Source organism: Amycolatopsis sp. CA-211722, assembly GCF_056828465.1.
The window spans coordinates 2,759,781-2,778,529 of the sequence record NZ_CP184752.1 but is presented as its reverse complement, the minus strand read 5'-3'; the positions used below and the strand labels follow the sequence as shown (position 1 = coordinate 2,778,529).

Below are 18,749 nucleotides of genomic sequence, written 5' to 3'. Positions count from 1 at the left end.
TTCAACGGTGACCGACCAACTGGAAGAACCGCCCGTCGGCTGGCGCGCACGGCTGCGCCAGGTCGGGCCAGGGATCATGGCCGCGGCGACCGGGGTCGGCGCGGGCGACCTCGTCGCGACGATGGTGGCCGGATCGCGCTTCGGGTACACGCTGCTGTGGGCGGTGCTCGTCGGCACGATCTTCAAACTCGCGCTGGCCGAAGCCGTCGGCCGCTGGCATCTGACCTCGGGCCGGACGATCCTGTCCGGCTGGCGGACGCTGGGGATCTGGGCGCTGATCTACTTCGGGATCTACGCGGTGATCTGGGGCTTCGTCTACGGCGCGACCGCGATGTCCGCGTCGGGCCTGCCGCTGAACGCGCTCTTCCCGGCGATTTCGGTGCGGTACTGGGCGATGATCTGCGGCCTGCTCGGCTTCGCGCTGGTGTGGTTCGGGCGCTACGCGATCATCGAGAAACTGATGACGGTGCTCACCGGCGTCATGTTCGTGACCGTGGTCGGCACCGCGATCCTCGTCGTGCCGGACTTCGCCGAACTGTTCAAGGGCGCCGTCCCGACCCTGCCCGACGGCTCGCTCGTCTACGTCCTCGGCCTGGTCGGTGGCGTCGGCGGCACGATCACCATGGCGGCGTACGGCTACTGGACCCTCGCGAAGGGCTGGCGCTCGGCGAAGTGGCTGCCGATGATGCGCACGGACAACGCCGTCGGGTACGTCATGACCGGGATCTTCGTGATCGCGATGCTGATCGTCGGCGCGGAACTGCTGCTGGGCCAGAAGATCATCTCGGGTGACAAGGGGCTGCTGTTCCTCGGCGACACCCTCGCCGCGGACTACGGGCAGTGGGCGCGGATCCCGTTCCTCATCGGCTTCTTCGCCGTCTCGTTCACGTCGGTGATCGGGGTCTGGCACGGCGTGAGCCTGCTGTTCGCGGACTGGTGGCGCATCCTGCGGCTGCCCAAGGACGCGACGGAAAGCGTTGAGACGTATGAGAAGAAGGCCGGTGAGCGCAGTGCCGCGTACCGGGGATACGTGCTGTGGCTGACCTTTCCGCCGATGGCGTTGCTGTTCCTTGACCAGCCGTTCCAGCTCACCGTGATCTACGGCGTGCTGGGCGCGTTGTTCATGCCGTTCCTGGCGGCGACCCTGCTGGTGCTGCTGAACACCTCGCGGGTGCCGCGGGAAGGGCGCTCGCGATGGCTGTCGAACGGGCTGCTGGGCGTGTGCCTGGCGATGTTCGCGTACCTGGCGTACACGGAGGTCGTGAAGTTCTTCAGCTGAGGCCGCACCCTGCGGCCCAAGTACGTGAAGGCCCCCTTCACTGCGTCTAGCGCAATGAAGGGGGCCTTCACGTACTTCAAGCGACCGTCAGGAGCGGCGAGCCCGCTTCGCCTTGCGAGGCGGCGGGAGCGCGCCTTCGGCACGGAGCCGGGCGGCGTGCTCGGCGAGCGCGTCGACCAGGTGCGGGACGTCGGCCTTCTCGGGTTGGACGTCGACCCGCAGCCCGAACTCCACGGCGGTCTCCGCGGTCTTCGGGCCGATGCACGCGACCAGCGTGCGGGTGTGCGGCTTGCCGGCGATGCCGACGAGGTTCCGCACGGTCGAGGACGAGGTGAAGCAGACCGCGTCGAAACCGCCGGTCTTGATCATCTCGCGGGTCTCGGCGGGCGGCGGCGCGGCCCGGACGGTGCGGTACGCGGTCACGTCGTCGATCTCCCAGCCGCGTTCGCGCAGGCCGGCCGAAAGGGTCTCGGTGGCGATGTCCGCCCGCGGCAGCAGCACGCGGTCGACCGGGTCGAGCACGTCGTCGTACGGCGGGAACTCGGCGAGGAGACCCTCCGAGGACTGCTCGCCCTCCGGGATCAGCTCGGGGATGATGCCGAACGAGCGCACCTTCGCGGCGGTCGATTCGCCGACGCAGGCGATCTTCACGCCGGAGAAGGCGCGGGCGTCGAGGCCGAACTCCTCGAACTTCTCCCACACCGCGCGGACGGCGTTGGTCGAGGTGAAGACGATCCACTGGTAGCGGCCGTCGACCAGACCCTTGACCGAACGCTCCATCTGCGCGGGGCTGCGCGGCGGCTCGACCGAGATGGTCGGGACCTCGTGCGAGGTGGCGCCGTGGCCGCGAAGCCGCTCCGCCATCTCACCGGCCTGCTCCTTGGTGCGCGGCACCAGGACCTTCCAGCCGTACAGCGCGCGCGACTCCCACCACGACAGCTTCGAACGCTGGCCGACGGCCTGGCCGATGGTCACGATGAGCGGGCCGACGAGCTCGCCCGCCTCGTTCGCGACGGTGGCCAGCGTGGTGTCCAGGGTGCGCTGGGTGTTGATGGTGCCGTTGGACGTCACCGCGACCGGGGTGGTCGGCGCCAGCCCGTGCTCGGTCAGCGCGGACGCGGCCTCGGCCAGGTGCGCCGACGTCGCGTGCAGCACGATCGGGCCGGGGGTGGCGGCCAGCGCGGCCCACTCGACGTCGCCGCGGACGTCGACCTCGGTGTGCGTGCCACCGAGCGCGACACCGGCGTACGCCGGGACGGCCGCGCCGGGCGAGACGCCCGGGATGATGTCGAACACGGCGCTGGTCCGGGAAACGGCCTGCACCTCGGCGACGACGGCGGGCTGGGTCAGCGGGTCACCGGCGATGAGCCGGAGCACCAGCCGTCCGGCCTTGGCCTCGTTCACCAGGTCCTTGGCGACCTCGGTGGCCTCGCCGACGGCGGGGCGCACTTCGGCGCCTTCGGCGGCGAAGGCCAGGACGCCGGCAGGGACGTCCGGGTCGGTCACCACGACCTCGGCCTTGGCGAGCAGCTCCTGAGCGCGGACGGTCAGCAGACCGGCGTCACCGGGGCCCGAGCCCACGAAGGCGACACGCCCGGTGGTCTTACGCGCGGGGGTCATCTGTGCGTTCTCCTCTTGAGCGGCCGCAGTCGAGCGCGGCCCTACCTTCAACGTTCTGACTCACTGGGCGGGGCCGGACAGCGCACCGGCCCCCAGGTCGAGCAGCTCGGCGGCCAGTGTCCGGCCGAGCCGATCGGCTTCGTGCTTGTCGGCGAGCGCGGAAGCGCGCACCATGTCGACCGCGTCCCCGTCCCCTTCGACGGCGGCGGTGCCCCGCAACGAGATCCGCTCGACGACCCGCCCTTCGGCGTCCAGGTCCTCGACGATCTCCGCCAGCGCTCCGACCGGTGCGCTGCACCCGGCTTCCAGCGCCGCGAGCAACGCCCGTTCGGCGGTCGCCACGGCACGGGTGCCTTCATCGTCCACTGTGGACCCGAGCAGATGCTCGATGTCCACGTCACCGGTCCGGCACTCCACCGCCAGCGCGCCCTGTGCGGGCGCGGGCAGCATCTGGATCGGGTCGAGGGTCTCGGTGATCTCCTCCGCCCGGCCGATCCTGGCCAGCCCGGCACGCGCCAGGACGACGGCGTCGAGCTCTCCGTCGCTCACCTTGCGCATGCGGGTGTCGATATTGCCTCGGATCGGCACGATTTCCAAACCGAGACCGAGCGCGCGCAGCTGCGCGGTCCGCCGCGGCGAGCCGGTGCCGACGGTCGAGCCGGGCGGAAGCTCGCCCAGCGTCAGCCCGTCGCGGGCGATCAGCGCGTCACGCGGGTCCTCGCGGCGCGGCACGGCGGCGAGCGTGATGCCCGGCTCCGGCTTCGTCGGCAGGTCCTTGTACGAGTGCACGATGACGTCGACTTCCTCGCGCAGCAAGGCTTCGCGCAGCGCGGAAGTGAAGACGCCGACCCCGATCGTCGGGATCGGTGCGGACGATTTGTCGCCCGGGGTGGTCACGGTGACGAGCTCGACCTCGGCTCCGGTGGCGCGCAGGGCGTCGGCGATGGTGCCGGTCTGTGCGAGGGCGAGTTTGCTGCCGCGTGTCCCGATGCGGATGACTCTGCTCACTGATGATCACTGTCTTTCGTAGCGGTGGGACTCGCCACCGCGGCGGGCGCCTGCGGGTCGAGGCAGAACAGCTCGCGCAGCGCGTTGGCGTAATCGGTGTCGGCCGTCTCGGCGGCCAGCTGCTTGACCCGCACCGTCGGCGCGTGGAGCAGCTTGTCGACCACGCGGCGGACCGTGCGGCCGACCTCCTCGCGGACCCCGGGTTCGAGATCCGGCAGGCGGTTGTCCAGCCGCAGCAGTTCGGCGTCGACCACCTCGGCCGCCCGGCGCCGCAGCGCCGTCACCGTCGGGGTGACCTCGGCGCTGCGCTGACCGGCGAGGTACTCGCGCACCTCGTCGAGCACGATGCCGGTGGCCTTCGCGGTCTGCCGTTCGGTGGTCGGGGTGCCCGCTTCCCGCATGCGGCGCTGGATGGTCTCGAGATCGACCACGGTCACGTCGGCCAGCTCGGCGACGTCGTGGTCGACGTCGCGCGGGAGGCCGAGGTCGCAGACGACCAGCGGGCGCCCGGCGCGGGCCGGGACGTGCGCGGCGGTGAAGACCGCGGCCTGCGCGCCGGTGCAGCAGACGACGACGTCCGCCTCGGCGACCGCGTCCGCGATCCCGCTCATCTGGACGGCCTTCGCGGGCACTCCCTGCTCGACGCTCGCGGCGGCGAGGCGGGCGGCCCTGGCCTCGGTGCGGTTGGCGATGGTGATCTCGCCGATCCCGGATTTGCGCAGCTGGGACGCGGTCAGCGCGCCCATCGAGCCGGCGCCGACGATCAGGGCGTGCTTGCCGGCGATGTCGCCGGCCGCGGCCAGCGCCTCGGAGACCACCGACGCGCCCAGCTGGTCCAGGCCGGTCTCGGTGTGGACGCGTTTGCCGACCCGCAGTGTCGTCTGGATCAGCTCGTGCAGCGTGCGGCCGACGGTGCCCGCCTCCCGCGCGGTGGCGTACGACGACCGGATCTGGCCGAGGATCTGCGTCTCGCCGACGACCATCGAGTCCAGCCCGGAGGTGACCGAGAACAGGTGCTCGATCGCGGCGCCCGCGTAGTGCACGTACAGCGAGTCGTAGAGATCCGCGGGCTGCACCCCGGCCTGGCGGGCCAGCACGTCGGAAACGTCGTTCAGGCCACCGTGGAAGGTCTCGACGACGGCGTAGACCTCGATGCGGTTGCAGGTCGAGACGAGGATCGCTTCGCTGACGTGCTCGGCCTGCTGCAGTTCGTGGAGCACCTTGGTCACGTCGGTCGCGGGGACCGCGACGCGTTCCAGGGTGCTCAGCTCGGCACTGCGGTGCGAGAGCCCGACCGCCAACACGCTCATTTCAGCGCACCACCATTCCGTTGCCGTGGCCGTTCACGCTGCCATTGTCGGCGCCCGGAGGGCCACCGTCTGCTCCGCCGTTGCCGTTAGCGGCCAGATCGGCGCGGCGAGCGACGTGGAACGACAGGATCTGCAGTTCGACCGCGAGATCGACCTTGCGCACCTCGATATGTGCCGGAACCTGCAACACCACCGGGGCGAAATTCAGGATGCACTGCACGCCACCTGCGACGAGCCGGTCGCAGACCGACTGCGCGGCGGTGGGCGGAGTGGCGATGACGCCGATGGAGATCTGCCGTTCGGCGCAGACCTTGGGGATCTCGTCGAGATGCGAGACCGGGAGCCCGCCGACCGGGACGCCGACCAGATCGGGGTCGAGGTCGAACAGCGCCTCGACCGGGAATCCGCGGCCGGGGAACCCGCCGTAGTTCGCCAGCGCGTGCCCGAGGTTACCGATGCCGACCACGGCGACCTTGTGTTTGCGGGTCAGGCCGAGGATCCGCTCGATCTGGCTGACCAGGACCTGGACGTCGTAGCCGACGCCGCGGGTGCCGTACGAGCCGAGGTAGGACAGGTCCTTGCGCAGTTTCGCGGAGTTGACGCCCGCGGCCTGCGAGAGCTCCTCGCTGGAGATCGTCGTCGCGCCCTGCTCGGCCAGCCCGGAGAGGACACGGAGGTACACGGCGAGGCGGGCGACGGCGGCTTCGGGGATCGACTTCGCGCGGACCGCTTCCGGTTCGGCGGTGGCCTCGACGGCCGGCATCTCCGCGGTGGGCGCGTTGTCGGCGTCCGGTGTCACCCGGGTGCGCCGGCCTCGTTGCGACACCACGCTTGTCCGCTCCCTCTGGTCCCTGCTGACGACATGAATCGCCCGAACCTGGAAATCGGCTCTTGACCCGCGGCGCTGAGTCCGGTTCGATGCCGGGCGCTTTCGGAGGCGACGTATCTACGGTAGCCACTTGTGAACGCAGGCACAAAGTCACAGGTAGAGGGGATGACGCACCCCACACCCGCTCCTTTCCCGCGTGAAGGCCTCCTTCCCTCGGCTGAGCCGCGTGAAGGGGGCCTTCACGCGCGTTCTAGCGCGCGTTGACCGACACCGTGTGCCAGCCCGTGGCGCCGTCCGGGACCGTTCCGGCGCGTTCCTGCGTCTGCGTGTAGCCCGACTGATCCGTCGCCCGGACTGCGATCTCGTGCTGACCAGCGGCGACCTGGACCTCGGTCCACCACATCCGCCAGGTGTCCTTCGAGGTCTCCGCCGACAGGACGGCCTCCTGCCACGGCCCCTGATCGACCCGGACTTCGACCTTCGCGACACCGGTGTGCTGCGCCCACGCCGTCCCGGACACCACGACCTTGCCCGCGTTCACCGCCGAGCCGGGCGCGTCGATCCGCGACTGCGTCTTCACCGGCGCCTCCTTGGCCCAGCCGCGGCCGAGCCAGTACGCCTGGCGCTCGTCCCACGTGGTGATCTCCAGCTCGGTGACCCATTTCGTGGCGGACACGTAGCCGTAGAGCCCGGGGATCACGATCCGGGCGGGGAAGCCGTGCTCGATCGGGAGCGGTTCGCCGTCCATGCCGAGGGCGAGCATCGCGCCGCGTCGCGGATCCAGGGCGGCATCGACCGGGGTTCCGCAGGTCCAGCCGTCGACGCTGGTCGCGAACATCTGCTCGGCGCCGGGTTTCACGCCGGCTTCGTTCAGCAGGTCGCGCAGGTCGATGCCGATCCAGCGCGCGTTGGAGATGTACGGGCCGCCGACCTCGTTGGAGACGCAGCACAGGGTGACGTCGCGTTCGATCAGCGGCCGCGAGCGGAGGTCTTCATACCGATAGGTGACTTCGCGCTCGACCATCCCGCGGATCTGGAGGCTCCAGTCCTCGGTGCGGACCTGCGGAACCACCAGCGCCGTGTCGATCCGATAGAAATCCTTCGAAGGAGTGATGTACGGCGGGGTGCCGAGCTTCGCGAAATCCGCGTCGGGCGGTATCGGCGGCGCGGTCCTCGCCGCGACGAGCCTGCCGACGGCGGCCCGCGACTCCTCCGCGTTCTTCCTGGTCCCGACGATCTGACCGGTCAGCGCGGCGACACCGGCCCCCGCCGCGACGGACACGCCGGTGATCAGCACCTTCCGCCGGTCCGGGCCCTCGCCTTCACGCTCGTCGAAGAACACCCTCGGGCGGAAGAACGACTGCAACCGCCTGAACACGATCAGCGCGACGACGGTGGCGATCACCGGCGCCAGCAGCGCGATCTGCCCGAGGTCGGTGCGCACGAAGACGGCGGCGACGCCCGCCGCGCCGAGGACGCCGACGATCACCTGGCCGGGCAGCGGAGTGCGGCGCGAGAGCTGTCCGGCGAGCAGCGCGAACAGCACCAGCACGACGGCGAGGCCGATCTTGAGGACGACCTTGTCCCAGGTCTCCAGCGTCTGCTCGGCCCAGGCGACCACCGCGTGCGGGCTGTGGTCGATGACGAAGTTCGCGACGGCGACGAACGGCGAGGCCGTGTAGCCGACGAAGCCCGCGACGAGGTGCCCCACGCCGAGGGCGGCCGCCAGGGACAGGAGCCCGGTCAGCGCGGCTTGCGGGAAGGTGAGCCTGCGTTCGTCGTCCACGACTCCATCTTCGGAGCGAATCGGCCATCGGGGCGGCCGATCGCCCCTTACGAGTGTGTTACGCCAGGGCTTTCCGGAGCCTGTCCTCTTCGACACGCCAGTAGCCGTGCTCGGCGTCGTCGATCAGGATCACCGGCACCCGGTCGCCGTATTCGGCCCGCCATTCGGAGTCGCTGTCGACGTCCTGGGCCGACCAGGCGACGCCCAGCTCGCCGCAGATCCGCTCGATGTCCTGTTCCGCGACCTCGCACAGGTGGCAACCCGTGCGGGTCATGACGGTCACGTGATGCGCCATGGCCTCATCCTTACCTGAGGCGCATCCGGCGCAGCTTCCCGGTGGCGGAATGTGGCAGAGACTCGGCGAACTCGACGGTATGCGGCACCTTGTACCCGGCCAGATGCTCCGCGCAGTGCTCGACGACCTGCTGTTCCGACAGCGAAGCGCCCGGCGCGGGGACGACGACGGCCTTCACCGCCTCACCGGTCCGTTCGTCGACGACGCCGACGACGCCCGCCTCGACGACCTCGTCCAGCATCGAAATCACGTTCTCGACCTCGTGCGGGAAGACGTTGAAACCGTTGACGATGATCAGGTCGTTGGCGCGGTCCACCAGGTGCAGGTCGCCGTCGGTGTCGAGATAGCCGACGTCGCCGGTGCGGAACCAGCCTTCCTCGTCGGGACCGTACGAGCCGTCGGGCCAGTAACCGGAGAACAGGTTCGCGCCGCGGATCGACACGAGACCGGTGCCGCCGTCCTCGTCGAAGGCGTCACCGAGGTCGTCCGGGTCGAGCGGGACGGGCTCCGCGTCGCCGTCGCTGTCGACCAGCCGGAGCTCGACGCCGGGCAGCGGCCGCCCGACCGAACCGGGCTTCGGATAGCCGGTGACCAGGGTCGTGGTGACCACCGGCGCGCATTCGGTGAGGCCGTAGCCCTCGTAGACGTCGAGTCCGGTGGCGCCGCGCAGCGCGGTGAGGATCTTGGGGTGCAGCGGCGCCGCGCCCGAGGTCATCCGCCGGACGGTGGACAGGCCCCGGCCGAGTTCTTCCGGGTCCATCGCGGCGAACTCGGCGTACATCGCGGGAACGCCGGCGATCGACGTCACGCGGTACTCGGCGCAGTCGGCCAGCGTGCGCTCGGCGAGGAAACGCTCGGACAGGATCGCCGTCGCGCCGGCCGCCGTGGTCTGCAGCAGGCCGGGGCCGAGGCCGTAGACGTGGAACAACGGGATGGTGATGAGCACGCGGTCGCCGTGTACGAGCGGAGCCGGGGTGATCCGGCTCAGCTGGTCGAGGTTGGCGAGCAGCGCCCGGTGCGACAGCATCACGCCGCGCGGCGGGCCGGTCGTGCCCGAGGTGTACGAGATGACCGCTATGTCCTCACCGGCGCCGGACGCGTCGACCGGTTCAGCTGCTCCATCCGAGGTAACAGCCGGTGAGAGGCTTGTCACCCCGTCGGGGAGTTCCTCGGTGGGTTCGCGTTCGAGGACGAGCCGGGCGCCGCTGTGCTCCAGCAGCCCGTTCAGCTCCGCCGCCGGCCCCTGCGGCGAGATCGGGACGACCACCGCGCCCGCCCGGAGCGCCCCGAACAGCGAGACGGCGAACGCGGCCGACGTCGGCAGCCGCAACGCCACCCGGTCGCCGCGCTCGATTCCCGCGTCGAGCAGGGCGCGGGCCAGCGTGTGGGCGGCGTTGTCGAGTTGCGACCAGGTCAGCGCGACACCTCCGCCGGTCTCCTGGACGGCCGCCTTGCCCGGCCACTGACGAGCGGCCTCGGCGAGCAAAGTGGGCACACTTGCATCGGCAACCTGCTCCGCGCTCAACTGCGAACCTCTTCCCTGGAGTGAACGGCGTTGCCAGTTTGTCATCCCGGCCACCGTCATGGGGGTCACTCGCTTTCGTCGCAGTTCCGTAACCCCGGCACCGCTACCTACTTCGCGGTAACTACACGTATGCTGCTGTGCGTCGTCGAGTGGTGTTGATCACTCGATGGTGAGAAAGGGAGTCCGGACGTGCAGATCTTGCAGGCCCACGCGGCGGTGGGACATGCGGGCCGGTCCTCCCTGTCCGGAACGGGAGGTGGACCGTGACTCTTCCCGCGCCGAACCCCGTCTCGATGCTGGCGGGCCACATCCTCCGCCGGAGCGGTTTCCCCGCGGCGCCCGCGGCCCGGCCCAAGGCGGAAGAAGGCTCGGACGCCGCTGAAGCCGCGAAGGCCGAAGCGTGGGAGCTGGTCAGCGCCGCGCAAGGCGGCGACACCTCCGCGTTCGGGCGGCTGTACGACCGGTACGTCGACGTCGTCTACCGCTACGTCCTGTTCCGCCTCGGCGACCGGGACCTCGCCGAAGACGTCACCAGCGAGACGTTCCTCCGCGCGCTTCGCCGCATCACGACGGTGAGCTACCAGGGGCGTGACGTCGGCGCCTGGTTCGTCACCATCGCGCGCAACATCATCCTCGACCACGTGAAGTCGAGCCGGTTCCGGCTCGAAGTGGTCACCGACGAGGTCGCCGAGCCCAGCGGGGCGCCGATCGGGAACGTCGGGGTGCAGGCGGTCGCGGGGCCCGAACAGCAGGCCATCAGCCGCGCCACCCGGGCCGAACTGCTGCGTTGCGTCGCCGAACTCGGCGAGGATCAGCGCGAGTGCATCGTGCTGCGGTTCATGCAGGGGCTGTCGGTCGCCGAGACCGCGGCGATCATGAAGCGCAACGAGGGCGCCATCAAGGCCCTTCAGCACCGCGCGGTACGCCGTTTGGCACAACTTCTGCCCACCGGGTTGCGGTGAACCCGCTCGCCGTAACCCTTGGGCCTCCCCGCTCGTTTTCACTGCCAGACCGGTGTCAGGACCGGGCTGAGCAGATGGAGACTTCGCCGTGGGCGTGCCGGGATGGTTCGCGCGGGAGCGGGCGGACGGTGACCGCTTCGCCGACCTTGTCGACGGCACCGAATCCCCGGACGACGACGAGTTCGCGCACGAACTCGCGCTCGTCGGCGGTTTGCGCGAGCTGGGCGCCGGCGGCGCTCCCGACGCGGAGACCCGGCAACGCATCCGTGACGAGATCGCCGGGCGCCTCGCCGAGGCCGAAGCCGCGCCGAAGCGACGTGGCCACGCCGTCGCCAACCTCGCCGCGGCCGCCGTCGCGCTCGTGCTGGCCCTCGGCGGCATCACCCTGCTGCTGTCCAAGGACGCGTTGCCGGGCGATCCGCTGTACGGCATCAAACGGGCGGGTGAATCGGCGGCGCTCGGGCTCACCTTCGACGAGCAGGACAAGGCCAAGAAGCATCTGGAGTTCGCCGCGAACCGCGTCGGCGAGCTCGACGAACTGACCCGGCAGGGCGCGCCGACCGACGCCTACTTCACCGGACTCACCGATTTCGAGACCGATCTGCGCGCCGGTGTCTCGCGGCTGACCGCGTTCGTCACCGACCAGGGTGGCCAGACCCGGCTCGCCGAACTCCGTACGTGGGCGCGGAACCAGTCCGACCGGCTCGGTCTCCAGGTCGAGCACGCGCCCGCCGAGGCGCGCGACAAGTTCTCCGCGGCCCGTGCCCTGCTCGACAAGGTCCAGGAGCGCACGACGGATCTCGGCTCGCGACTGGTCTGCTACACGATCACCACGGGTTCTTCCGACGAACTGGGCGCGGTCCCGGCCGCCGGTGACTGCGTCCGCGATCCCGGTTCCCCCCACGCGGTCCTGCCGCCGGTGGCGTCTTCCCCGCCGTCGTCGGCACCGGCCGGGTCACCGGCACCGGTCACCTCCGCGCCTCCGTCGTCCGCCGTCGACACCGCGGTCCCGACCGGACCGGTCGCGCCGCCGACCGGAGGCACGCCGCCGCCGGTGGCGCCCGTCCCCGGTCCCACGAACCTGCCGCCGCTGCCGACGCCCACCACCACGCCGAAGCCACCGCTGATTTCGATTCCGCCGCTCGTTCCGGGATTACCGCCGATAACCATCGGCTGACTCGGTGTCACGTGAGGCAGGCACCACACCCGGGACAGCGCGCTCGGCCGCTCGCTACGCTGTGCACAGGCACCTGGGATTCCGGAGGCGGTGTGCGTGTCAGTTTGGCGGGGCAAGGATAAGAGTCAAGAGCTCGAACGACTGGCCGAGCTGGCGGGCGAGGCGTCGGCCGAGGCCGCCATGGCGACCGCGTCCGCCGAAGCGCTCGAACCGCCCGCCCCGCCCGCGCCGCCGGACCTGACGGCGGCCGCGTTCTTCGACGTCGACAACACCATGATGATGGGCGCGTCGATCTTCTACTTCGCGCGCGGCCTGGCCGCACGCAAGTTCTTCACCTCCGCCGATCTGGCCGGATTCGTCTGGCAGCAGGTGAAATTCCGGCTCGGCGGCCGGGAGAACAAAGAGGACATCAAGACCCACCGCGAGCGCGCACTGTCCTTTGTGGCCGGCCGCACCGTGCAGGAACTGACCGACATCAGCGAAGAGATCTACGACGAGCTGATGGCGGACAAGATCTGGTCCGGGACCAGGGCGCTCGCGCAGATGCACCTCGACGCCGGCCAGCGCGTCTGGCTCGTCACCGCGACCCCGATCGAGCTCGCGGCCATCATCTCGCGGCGCCTCGGCCTCACCGGTGCGCTGGGCACCGTCGCGGAGACCAAGGACGGCGTCTACACCGGCCGTCTCGTCGGCGACCTGCTCCACGGCCGGGCGAAGGCCCACGCCGTCCGGGCGCTGGCGTCACGCGAAGGGCTGAATCTCAAGCGCTGCACGGCGTATTCGGACTCGCAGAACGACGTCCCGATGCTGTCCGTCGTCGGGACCGCGGTCGCGGTGAACCCGGACGGCGGCCTCCGCGACGTCGCGCGGGCGCGCGGCTGGGAGATCCGCGACTTCCGGACCGGCCGCAAGGCCGCGAAGATCGGCGTGCCCTCGGTGCTCGGCGTCGGTGCCGTGGCCGGTGCCGTCGCGGCGGGCATGGCCTACCGCAAGCGCTGACCGCGTTTCGTCCTCTGGACGCGGTCCTTGCTTTCGACGACGACGTTGCGAAAGCCACTTTCGCAACGTTGAAGGTTGCGAAAGTGGCTTTCGCAACCCGCCACCTTGCCCAGCGCGAAGCGCCGATCCGTCACTCGCGTGCTCAAGGCCGGAACTCGCGTGTCTGAAGCCGTCATTCGCGTGATTGGGGCCGTAACTCGTGAGTTACGGCCCCAATCACGCGAGTCACGGGTCTGAACACGCGAGTGACGCGGTTCTAGCCCTTGAAGACGCTCTTCCGCTGCGAAAGGCGTTTGTACAGCGACTGCTGGATCGACTCCCGCACCTGGTCGGTCAGCGTGAAGACCAGCATCGGGTCGTCGACGGCGTCCGCGTCGTAGGTGTCCGTGCGGATCGGCTCGCCGAACTCGATGCTCCACTTCGTCGGCAGCGGGATCGCGCCGAGCGGGCCGAGCAGCGGGAAGAACGGCGTCACCGGGAAGTACGGCAGGCCGAGCACGCGCGCGAGGAGCTTGATGTCCCCGATCTTCGGGTAGGTCTCCTCCGCGCCGATGACCGACACGGGGATGATCGGCACCCCGGTCCGCAGCGCGGCCGAGACGAAACCACCGCGGCCGAACCGCTGCAGTTTGTACCGCGACGAGAACGGTTTCCCGATCCCCTTGAACCCCTCCGGCCAGACGCCGACGAGTTCTCCCTTGCGCAGCAAGCGTTCCGCGTCGGCGTTGCAGGCGAGCGTCTGCCCGGACTTGCGGGCGAAGGAGCCCACCAGCGGCACCTGGAACACCAGATCCGCGCCGAGGCCGCGCAGATGCCTGCCGCCGGGGACGTGATCGTGCACGGCGACGGCGGTCATCAGCGCGTCGAGCGGCAACGTGCCGGAGTGGTTCGACACCAGCAGCGCGCCGCCGTCGGCGGGCAGGTTCTCGACGCCGAACGTGTCGACGCGGAACCACTTTTCGTACAGCGCGCGCAGCGGCGGCAGCAGCAGGGTCTCGGTGAGCTCGGCGTCGAAGCCGAACTCGTCGACGGTGTAGTCACCGGTCAACCGGTCACGCAGGAAGCCCAGCGCCGACCTGAGCGAGGCCGGGAGGAGATCCGCGTCGGCCGGACTGGTCCTGGCGGGCGCGACGCGCGCCGCCCCGGGGAACTCGACGACGGGCGCGTCCGCCCGGCGCTCCTGCTCCAGATGCTCTTGCGCTTCTTCCGACTCGCGAAGATCCCGTTCCGCCTGGACGGCCGGGTCCGGCTTCTCTCTGCCGGGGCCGTGCAACGGGATGACCTGCGCTTCAGCGCCGCTCACGTTTTCCGCCTCGCCTTCGTGAGAGTTCTCGTGCGGTCTGCTCATCGATGGGCCGCCTGTCCGGTCGCCGCGGCCACCAGCACCTTGCCGGCGAAACCGGCCAGCCTGCCGCCGTCCACCACGGGCCGGAGCCCGCGGCCGGTGATGTAGTCGTCGAACGCTTCCCGCGTCGTCCAGCGCGGGGTGTAGCCGAAGTCGTTCTTGAGCTTGGTGATGTCCACGACGCGGCCGAAGTTCAGCAGCCGCACCTGGTCGGCGGAGAAGTCGACGACCCTCGCTCCGCGCAGCACCTTGCCGACCGACGGCACGACACCGCTGGGCATCGGCAGTCCGACGCGGCCGGCCCGCCGGATCGCCTGGGACAGGGTGAGTACCCCTTCCGAACCGACGTTGAACACGCCGGGCTTGTCGTTCAGCGTCGCCTGCTCGAACACGGACAGCGCGTCCGAAGCGTGCAGGAGCTGGATCCGCGCGTCGTAGCCGAAGACGGTGGGGACGACCGGCAGCGCGAAGTAGCGCGAGAGCACGGTGTCGATCTCCGGGCTGATGATGTTGGCGAAGCGGAACAGCGTCGTCGTGATGTCGGGACGACGGCGCAGCAGCCCGCGGACGTATCCCTCCATCTCGACGGCGTCCTTCACGTACCCGCTGGTCGAGGTGGGGATGAGTTCGGAATCCTCGGTGAAGACGGCCTGGGAGCGCGCTCCGGCGCCGTACACCGCGGCCGTCGACTTCACCACGAGCTTGCGCACGAGCGGCGAGCGCTGGCAGGCCGCCAGCAGCCGCATCGTGCCGATGACGTTGACCTCTTTGATCGCCGTGCGGCGAGCGGGACCGGCCGGATGCGCGGTGCACGACGCGTGCACCACGGTGTCGACCTTGGCCGTGCTGATCACCTTGGCGATCAGCGGGTTGCGGATGTCGGCACGGACGTACTCGGCGTGCCCCATCCGCTGCAGGACCGCTTTCCGCGGGGGCGTGGTGTCGACGCCGATCACCCGCTCGAACTCCGGATTGTTGCCGAGTCTGGCGAGCAGCTTCCCGCCAAGGTCTCCCCCGACCCCGGTCACGAGCACGATGTTCGACGGCATAGGACTCCCTGCGGCTTTGGGCGGTTCTCGGACTTCGATCACGGGGTCCTGATGACCTTGAGCGCTGATGATCAACCGAGTGTGCGCGTACCTGCACTCACTGGAAGCATCGCGCGGCTGCCCTTGAGATGTTACCGCTCATTAGGGGTAGTCGAGCCAGCGCTTACATGCTATTAACCCGCCGCTCGCAGAGGGGATGCACGTCTCACTCGAATGGGCGGAAACCGCCCACGAAATGGGAATGGCCCGCCCAGAAACTGGACGGGCCACTCACCGGCTGTGTCTTACTTGCCGGCCTTCCTACGCTGAACGCGCGTCCGGCGCAGCAACTTGCGGTGCTTCTTCTTCGACATGCGCTTACGGCGCTTCTTGATCACAGAGCCCATCGTGAGCGCTCCTTCCTTCGTCGTCGGTCACGCTGCCCGGCGCAGCGTCCAACGGGTGGAGCGCACAGGCACGAGCGGTCTTCCAGGGTACTCGCGCCCCGGAAGACGCCCTCGGGCGGGCACGTCGTACCCCGCGAAGCGAGCCTCAGCCCACGTCGAAGTACGCGCCCTGCAGATATTCGTGAACGGCCTTTTCGGGCACTCTGAACGACTTCCCGACGCGCACCGCGGGCAGCTCGCCCGAGTGAACGAGGCGGTAGACGGTCATCTTGGAGACCCGCATCAGCGTGGCCACTTCGGCGACCGTCAGGAACTGGACCTGGCCCACCGTGTTGAGCTTGGCCGGGTCATCCTTCTTGTTCGGCGGCATGATTCACCGTGTCCTTCGACACGTGTCGCGCCACGAGGCTTCCCCACCTGTGGTATCGACACGCACGTGCTCTCCTGAGAGTAGCGGGACTGGTGGGACTAAAGCGACGCGAGTCACCGGGATGGGCCCGTCCGACTACGCATTTCGTCCTCTGGATGCGGTGGTTCGACGTCGAACCACCGCATCCAGAGGACTAAACGCGGGGTTCGTGGGCGGCGCCCAGCTCGGTCGACCGGTCCTTCGCCGCCTCGATCGCGGCCAGCAGCGCCGCGCGGACGCCGTGCTTCTCCAGCTCGCGGATGGCGTTGATGGTCGTCCCGGCGGGCGAGGTGACGGCTTCGCGCAGCAGCACCGGGTGCTCGTCGGACTCGGCGAGCATCTTCGCCGCCCCGACCGCCGACTGGATGATCAGCTGCCCGGCGAGCGCGCGGGGCAGGCCGAGCAGGATGCCGGCGTCGATCATGGCCTCGACCAGGTAGAAGAAGTACGCGGGCCCGGAGCCGGACAGCGCCGTGACGGCGTCCTGCTGCGATTCGGGCACCTCGACGACCTGCCCGACGTGCGACAGCAGGTCCTTCACCACCGCGATGTGCTCGGCCGTCGCGTGCGCCCCCGCGGAGACCGCGCTCATCGCCTCTCCGACGAGCATCGGGGTGTTCGGCATGACCCGCACCACCGGGACGCCCTCGGCCAGCCTGCGCTCGTACAGGGCGGTCGGCAGGCCCGCGCACAGCGAGACCACCAGCGACTCCTTGCCCAGCAGCGGCGCGAGCTCGTCCAGCACCGGTTCGATGTCCTGCGGTTTGACCGCGACGACCAGCACGTCGGCCCGGCGGGCGGCGTCGGCGACGGTGACCCCGTGCACGCCGTAGCGCTCGGTCAGCTCGGCCGCGCGCGCCGGATACCGCTCGGTGAACAGCAGGTCGCCGGGGCTGTGCCCGCCGTGCAGCAGGCCCGAGAGCAGGGCCTCCCCGATCTTCCCGGCACCCAGAACCGCGATCACACTCATGCCTTTCAGCGTGCCAAACCGCCGTCAGGCTCCAGGCGCCGGGGCGAGCGCCAGCTGCCGCGCCTGGCAGACCAGCCTGCCCTGCGAGTCGACCACGAGCGCGTCCGAGTCGAACCAGGCCTCGTGCACCGACTGGCTCTGGACGATCACCCGCAGCCAGCCCGGTGCCGGCCGCGTGCGCAGCAACGCGGTCAGCTGCACGGTCGGCGCCCAGCCGACCCGGCCGAGGTTGTAGACCACCGGCGGGTTCACGTCGCTCGCGAGCAGGGCGAAGAACGGGTCCGCCAGCCCGTGCCTCGGCCGGACCCACAGCCGGATCCTCGGCGGATCGCCGATCCGGCCGTGCAGGTAGCCGACGCTCGCGGGATCGAGCCGGACCTCGCAGCCCTTCGCGAGGTTGAACAGGCCCTCGGAGGTCTCGCCGGTCATGGGTACCGCGCCGGGCGGCGGCTCCGCGGGCATGGCGGGGACGTCGGTCCACTCCGGACGCCGCATCGGCAGCCTGCCGGTGGTCACCCTGGCCTCGACGCAACTGCGGCCCCGCTGCTCCAGCGTGACCGCGACGACCGAGGCGCGCCTGCCGACCTTCCGGACGTCCATGCGCAGCAGCACCGGCCCCACCGCCGGCGGATGCAGGAACTCCGCGCTGATCGCCAGCGGCTCGGACGGCGGCTCGCCGCGCTCGTGGAGGAAGCTGAGGGCGGCCCGCGCCATCAGGGCCATCAGGAAGCCGCCGTGGGGGTGTCCACCGATCGACCATTCGGTTCGCAGGACCGCCGTGAAAGTGCCGTCACCCAGCGATCTCGTCGCGCACGCCGCGTCGAAGGAGGTGCTCGTTTCGTCGGCCGCGCTCACCGAGCACTGACCCAGGCCACGAGCCGATCCATCGGGGTGCGGGAGATCAACAAGCGCAGCTGGTTCACGGTCGGAACTTTACGTGTACCAGCGCCTCGGGCGCAGTGAGGAATGAATCTCCGCACCCGGAGACGATCTTTGTCACTGACCGAGGTGCAGCCTCGCGAACAGGAGTGACTCCGCGAGATCCCGCGAGCGCCGCGCCGCGCTCGGCGAGCGCCGGGTGTTGATCTCCAGCACGACCTGTCCGGAGAAGTCGCTGTTCACGAGCTTTTCGAGCAGTTCGGCGCAGGGTTCGATGCCGCGTCCGGGCACCAGGTGCTCGTCCTTCGGCAGGCCCGTGCCGTCCGCCAGGTGGACGTGCGCGAGCCCGGACCCCATCCGTTCGGCGAGCGCGAGGGCGTCCATCCCGGCTGCCGCTGTATGGGACAGGTCGAGCGTGTAGTGGCGAAACCCTACGTCCGTAGGGTCGATCGAGGGCCGGAACGCCGACACGCGGGACGTCCGCGAGCCGCCGGGCGGGCGGACCTTGAACATGTTCTCGACCGCGATCTCGATCCCGCTGTCTTCTTCGAGCTCGTCCACGAGGTCACCGAACGCGTCGCCGTAGCGGCGCTGCCACCGGAACGGGGGATGCACCACGACCGTGCGCGCGCCGAGCTCCTGTGCCGCGTCCACGGACATCCGCAGGCGGACCTCGGGATCGGGCGACCACACGCGCTGGGTGATCAGCAGCGACGGCGAGTGGATCGACAACACCGGCACGCCGGTGCGGCGCGACCAGCGGCGCAGCGCGGAGACGTCCTGGCTGACCGGGTCCGCCCAGACCATCACCTCGACACCGTCGTAGCCGAGGTCGGCGGCCAGCTCGAACGCCGTGCCCGCCCGCAACGGCCAGACGGACGCCGTCGAGAGACCTACCGGAATCTGCTGAACCATTCCGGC

At 70.1% G+C, this 18,749-nt stretch carries 18 protein-coding genes; 4 read left to right on the top strand and 14 right to left on the bottom strand.

The annotated features are described in order from the left end of the window. The first annotated feature begins 7 nt into the window (after positions 1-7). Complete coding sequence (locus ACOCEP_RS13670) at positions 8-1,279, top strand: Nramp family divalent metal transporter (protein WP_482337570.1); 1,272 nt, start codon at positions 8-10, stop codon at positions 1,277-1,279. A gap of 87 nt (positions 1,280-1,366) precedes the next feature. On the opposite strand, the gene ACOCEP_RS13665 is transcribed toward ACOCEP_RS13670, so the two are convergent. From ACOCEP_RS13665 to ACOCEP_RS13635, 7 genes are all read right to left on the bottom strand, one after another. Next, on the bottom strand, positions 1,367-2,899 hold the full coding sequence (locus ACOCEP_RS13665) for a bifunctional uroporphyrinogen-III C-methyltransferase/uroporphyrinogen-III synthase (protein ID WP_034310603.1): 1,533 nt from the start codon (positions 2,897-2,899) through the stop codon (positions 1,367-1,369). Positions 2,900-2,959: 60 nt separating this feature from the next. Further along, entirely contained in the window at positions 2,960-3,907 is a 948-nt protein-coding gene (hemC, locus tag ACOCEP_RS13660; protein ID WP_482337568.1) for a hydroxymethylbilane synthase, read from the bottom strand. Beyond that, positions 3,904-5,217 (bottom strand): glutamyl-tRNA reductase, encoded by a 1,314-nt coding sequence (locus ACOCEP_RS13655; protein WP_482337567.1) that lies wholly within the window; start codon positions 5,215-5,217, stop codon positions 3,904-3,906. Before ACOCEP_RS13655 ends, hemC begins: the two co-directional genes overlap by 4 nt. A gap of 1 nt (position 5,218) precedes the next feature. Beyond that, complete coding sequence (locus ACOCEP_RS13650) at positions 5,219-6,046, bottom strand: redox-sensing transcriptional repressor Rex (protein WP_482337566.1); 828 nt, start codon at positions 6,044-6,046, stop codon at positions 5,219-5,221. Between the two features lie 250 nt (positions 6,047-6,296). After that, entirely contained in the window at positions 6,297-7,832 is a 1,536-nt protein-coding gene (locus ACOCEP_RS13645) for a molybdopterin-dependent oxidoreductase (RefSeq protein WP_482337564.1), read from the bottom strand. Positions 7,833-7,890: 58 nt separating this feature from the next. Further along, positions 7,891-8,127 (bottom strand): glutaredoxin family protein, encoded by a 237-nt coding sequence (locus tag ACOCEP_RS13640; RefSeq protein ID WP_482337563.1) that lies wholly within the window; start codon positions 8,125-8,127, stop codon positions 7,891-7,893. A 10-nt stretch (positions 8,128-8,137) separates the two neighbouring features. Next, entirely contained in the window at positions 8,138-9,622 is a 1,485-nt protein-coding gene (locus tag ACOCEP_RS13635; protein ID WP_482337562.1) for an AMP-binding protein, read from the bottom strand. A 293-nt stretch (positions 9,623-9,915) separates the two neighbouring features. Here ACOCEP_RS13635 and ACOCEP_RS13630 point away from each other — a divergent pair, with 293 nt between their 5' ends. The 3 genes from ACOCEP_RS13630 (at position 9,916) to ACOCEP_RS13620 (ending at position 12,790) form a co-directional block, all read left to right on the top strand. Continuing rightward, positions 9,916-10,614 (top strand): sigma-70 family RNA polymerase sigma factor, encoded by a 699-nt coding sequence (locus ACOCEP_RS13630; RefSeq protein ID WP_482337561.1) that lies wholly within the window; start codon positions 9,916-9,918, stop codon positions 10,612-10,614. An 88-nt stretch (positions 10,615-10,702) separates the two neighbouring features. Then, positions 10,703-11,791, top strand: coding sequence for a DUF5667 domain-containing protein (locus ACOCEP_RS13625; RefSeq protein ID WP_482337560.1), 1,089 nt, complete (start codon positions 10,703-10,705; stop codon positions 11,789-11,791). 96 nt (positions 11,792-11,887) lie between these two features. Next, positions 11,888-12,790 (top strand): HAD family hydrolase, encoded by a 903-nt coding sequence (locus ACOCEP_RS13620; protein ID WP_192747707.1) that lies wholly within the window; start codon positions 11,888-11,890, stop codon positions 12,788-12,790. A 256-nt stretch (positions 12,791-13,046) separates the two neighbouring features. On the opposite strand, the gene ACOCEP_RS13615 is transcribed toward ACOCEP_RS13620, so the two are convergent. The 7 genes from ACOCEP_RS13615 to ACOCEP_RS13585 form a co-directional block, all read right to left on the bottom strand. Beyond that, positions 13,047-14,138, bottom strand: a complete 1,092-nt coding sequence (locus tag ACOCEP_RS13615) for a lysophospholipid acyltransferase family protein (RefSeq protein ID WP_482337558.1) — start codon at positions 14,136-14,138, stop codon at positions 13,047-13,049. Further along, positions 14,135-15,184, bottom strand: a complete 1,050-nt coding sequence (locus ACOCEP_RS13610) for an NAD-dependent epimerase/dehydratase family protein (protein ID WP_482337556.1) — start codon at positions 15,182-15,184, stop codon at positions 14,135-14,137. The genes ACOCEP_RS13615 and ACOCEP_RS13610 overlap by 4 nt, the downstream gene beginning before the upstream one ends. A gap of 284 nt (positions 15,185-15,468) precedes the next feature. Beyond that, positions 15,469-15,570 (bottom strand): 30S ribosomal protein bS22, encoded by a 102-nt coding sequence (locus ACOCEP_RS13605; protein WP_007030867.1) that lies wholly within the window; start codon positions 15,568-15,570, stop codon positions 15,469-15,471. A gap of 145 nt (positions 15,571-15,715) precedes the next feature. Continuing rightward, entirely contained in the window at positions 15,716-15,940 is a 225-nt protein-coding gene (locus ACOCEP_RS13600) for a helix-turn-helix domain-containing protein (RefSeq protein ID WP_482337555.1), read from the bottom strand. Between the two features lie 193 nt (positions 15,941-16,133). Next, positions 16,134-16,949 (bottom strand): pyrroline-5-carboxylate reductase, encoded by an 816-nt coding sequence (gene proC, locus ACOCEP_RS13595; protein WP_482337553.1) that lies wholly within the window; start codon positions 16,947-16,949, stop codon positions 16,134-16,136. A gap of 24 nt (positions 16,950-16,973) precedes the next feature. Beyond that, positions 16,974-17,804, bottom strand: a complete 831-nt coding sequence (locus ACOCEP_RS13590; RefSeq protein WP_482337552.1) for a thioesterase family protein — start codon at positions 17,802-17,804, stop codon at positions 16,974-16,976. A 141-nt stretch (positions 17,805-17,945) separates the two neighbouring features. Further along, positions 17,946-18,743 (bottom strand): sugar phosphate isomerase/epimerase family protein, encoded by a 798-nt coding sequence (locus ACOCEP_RS13585; protein WP_482337550.1) that lies wholly within the window; start codon positions 18,741-18,743, stop codon positions 17,946-17,948. Positions 18,744-18,749 lie beyond the last annotated feature (6 nt).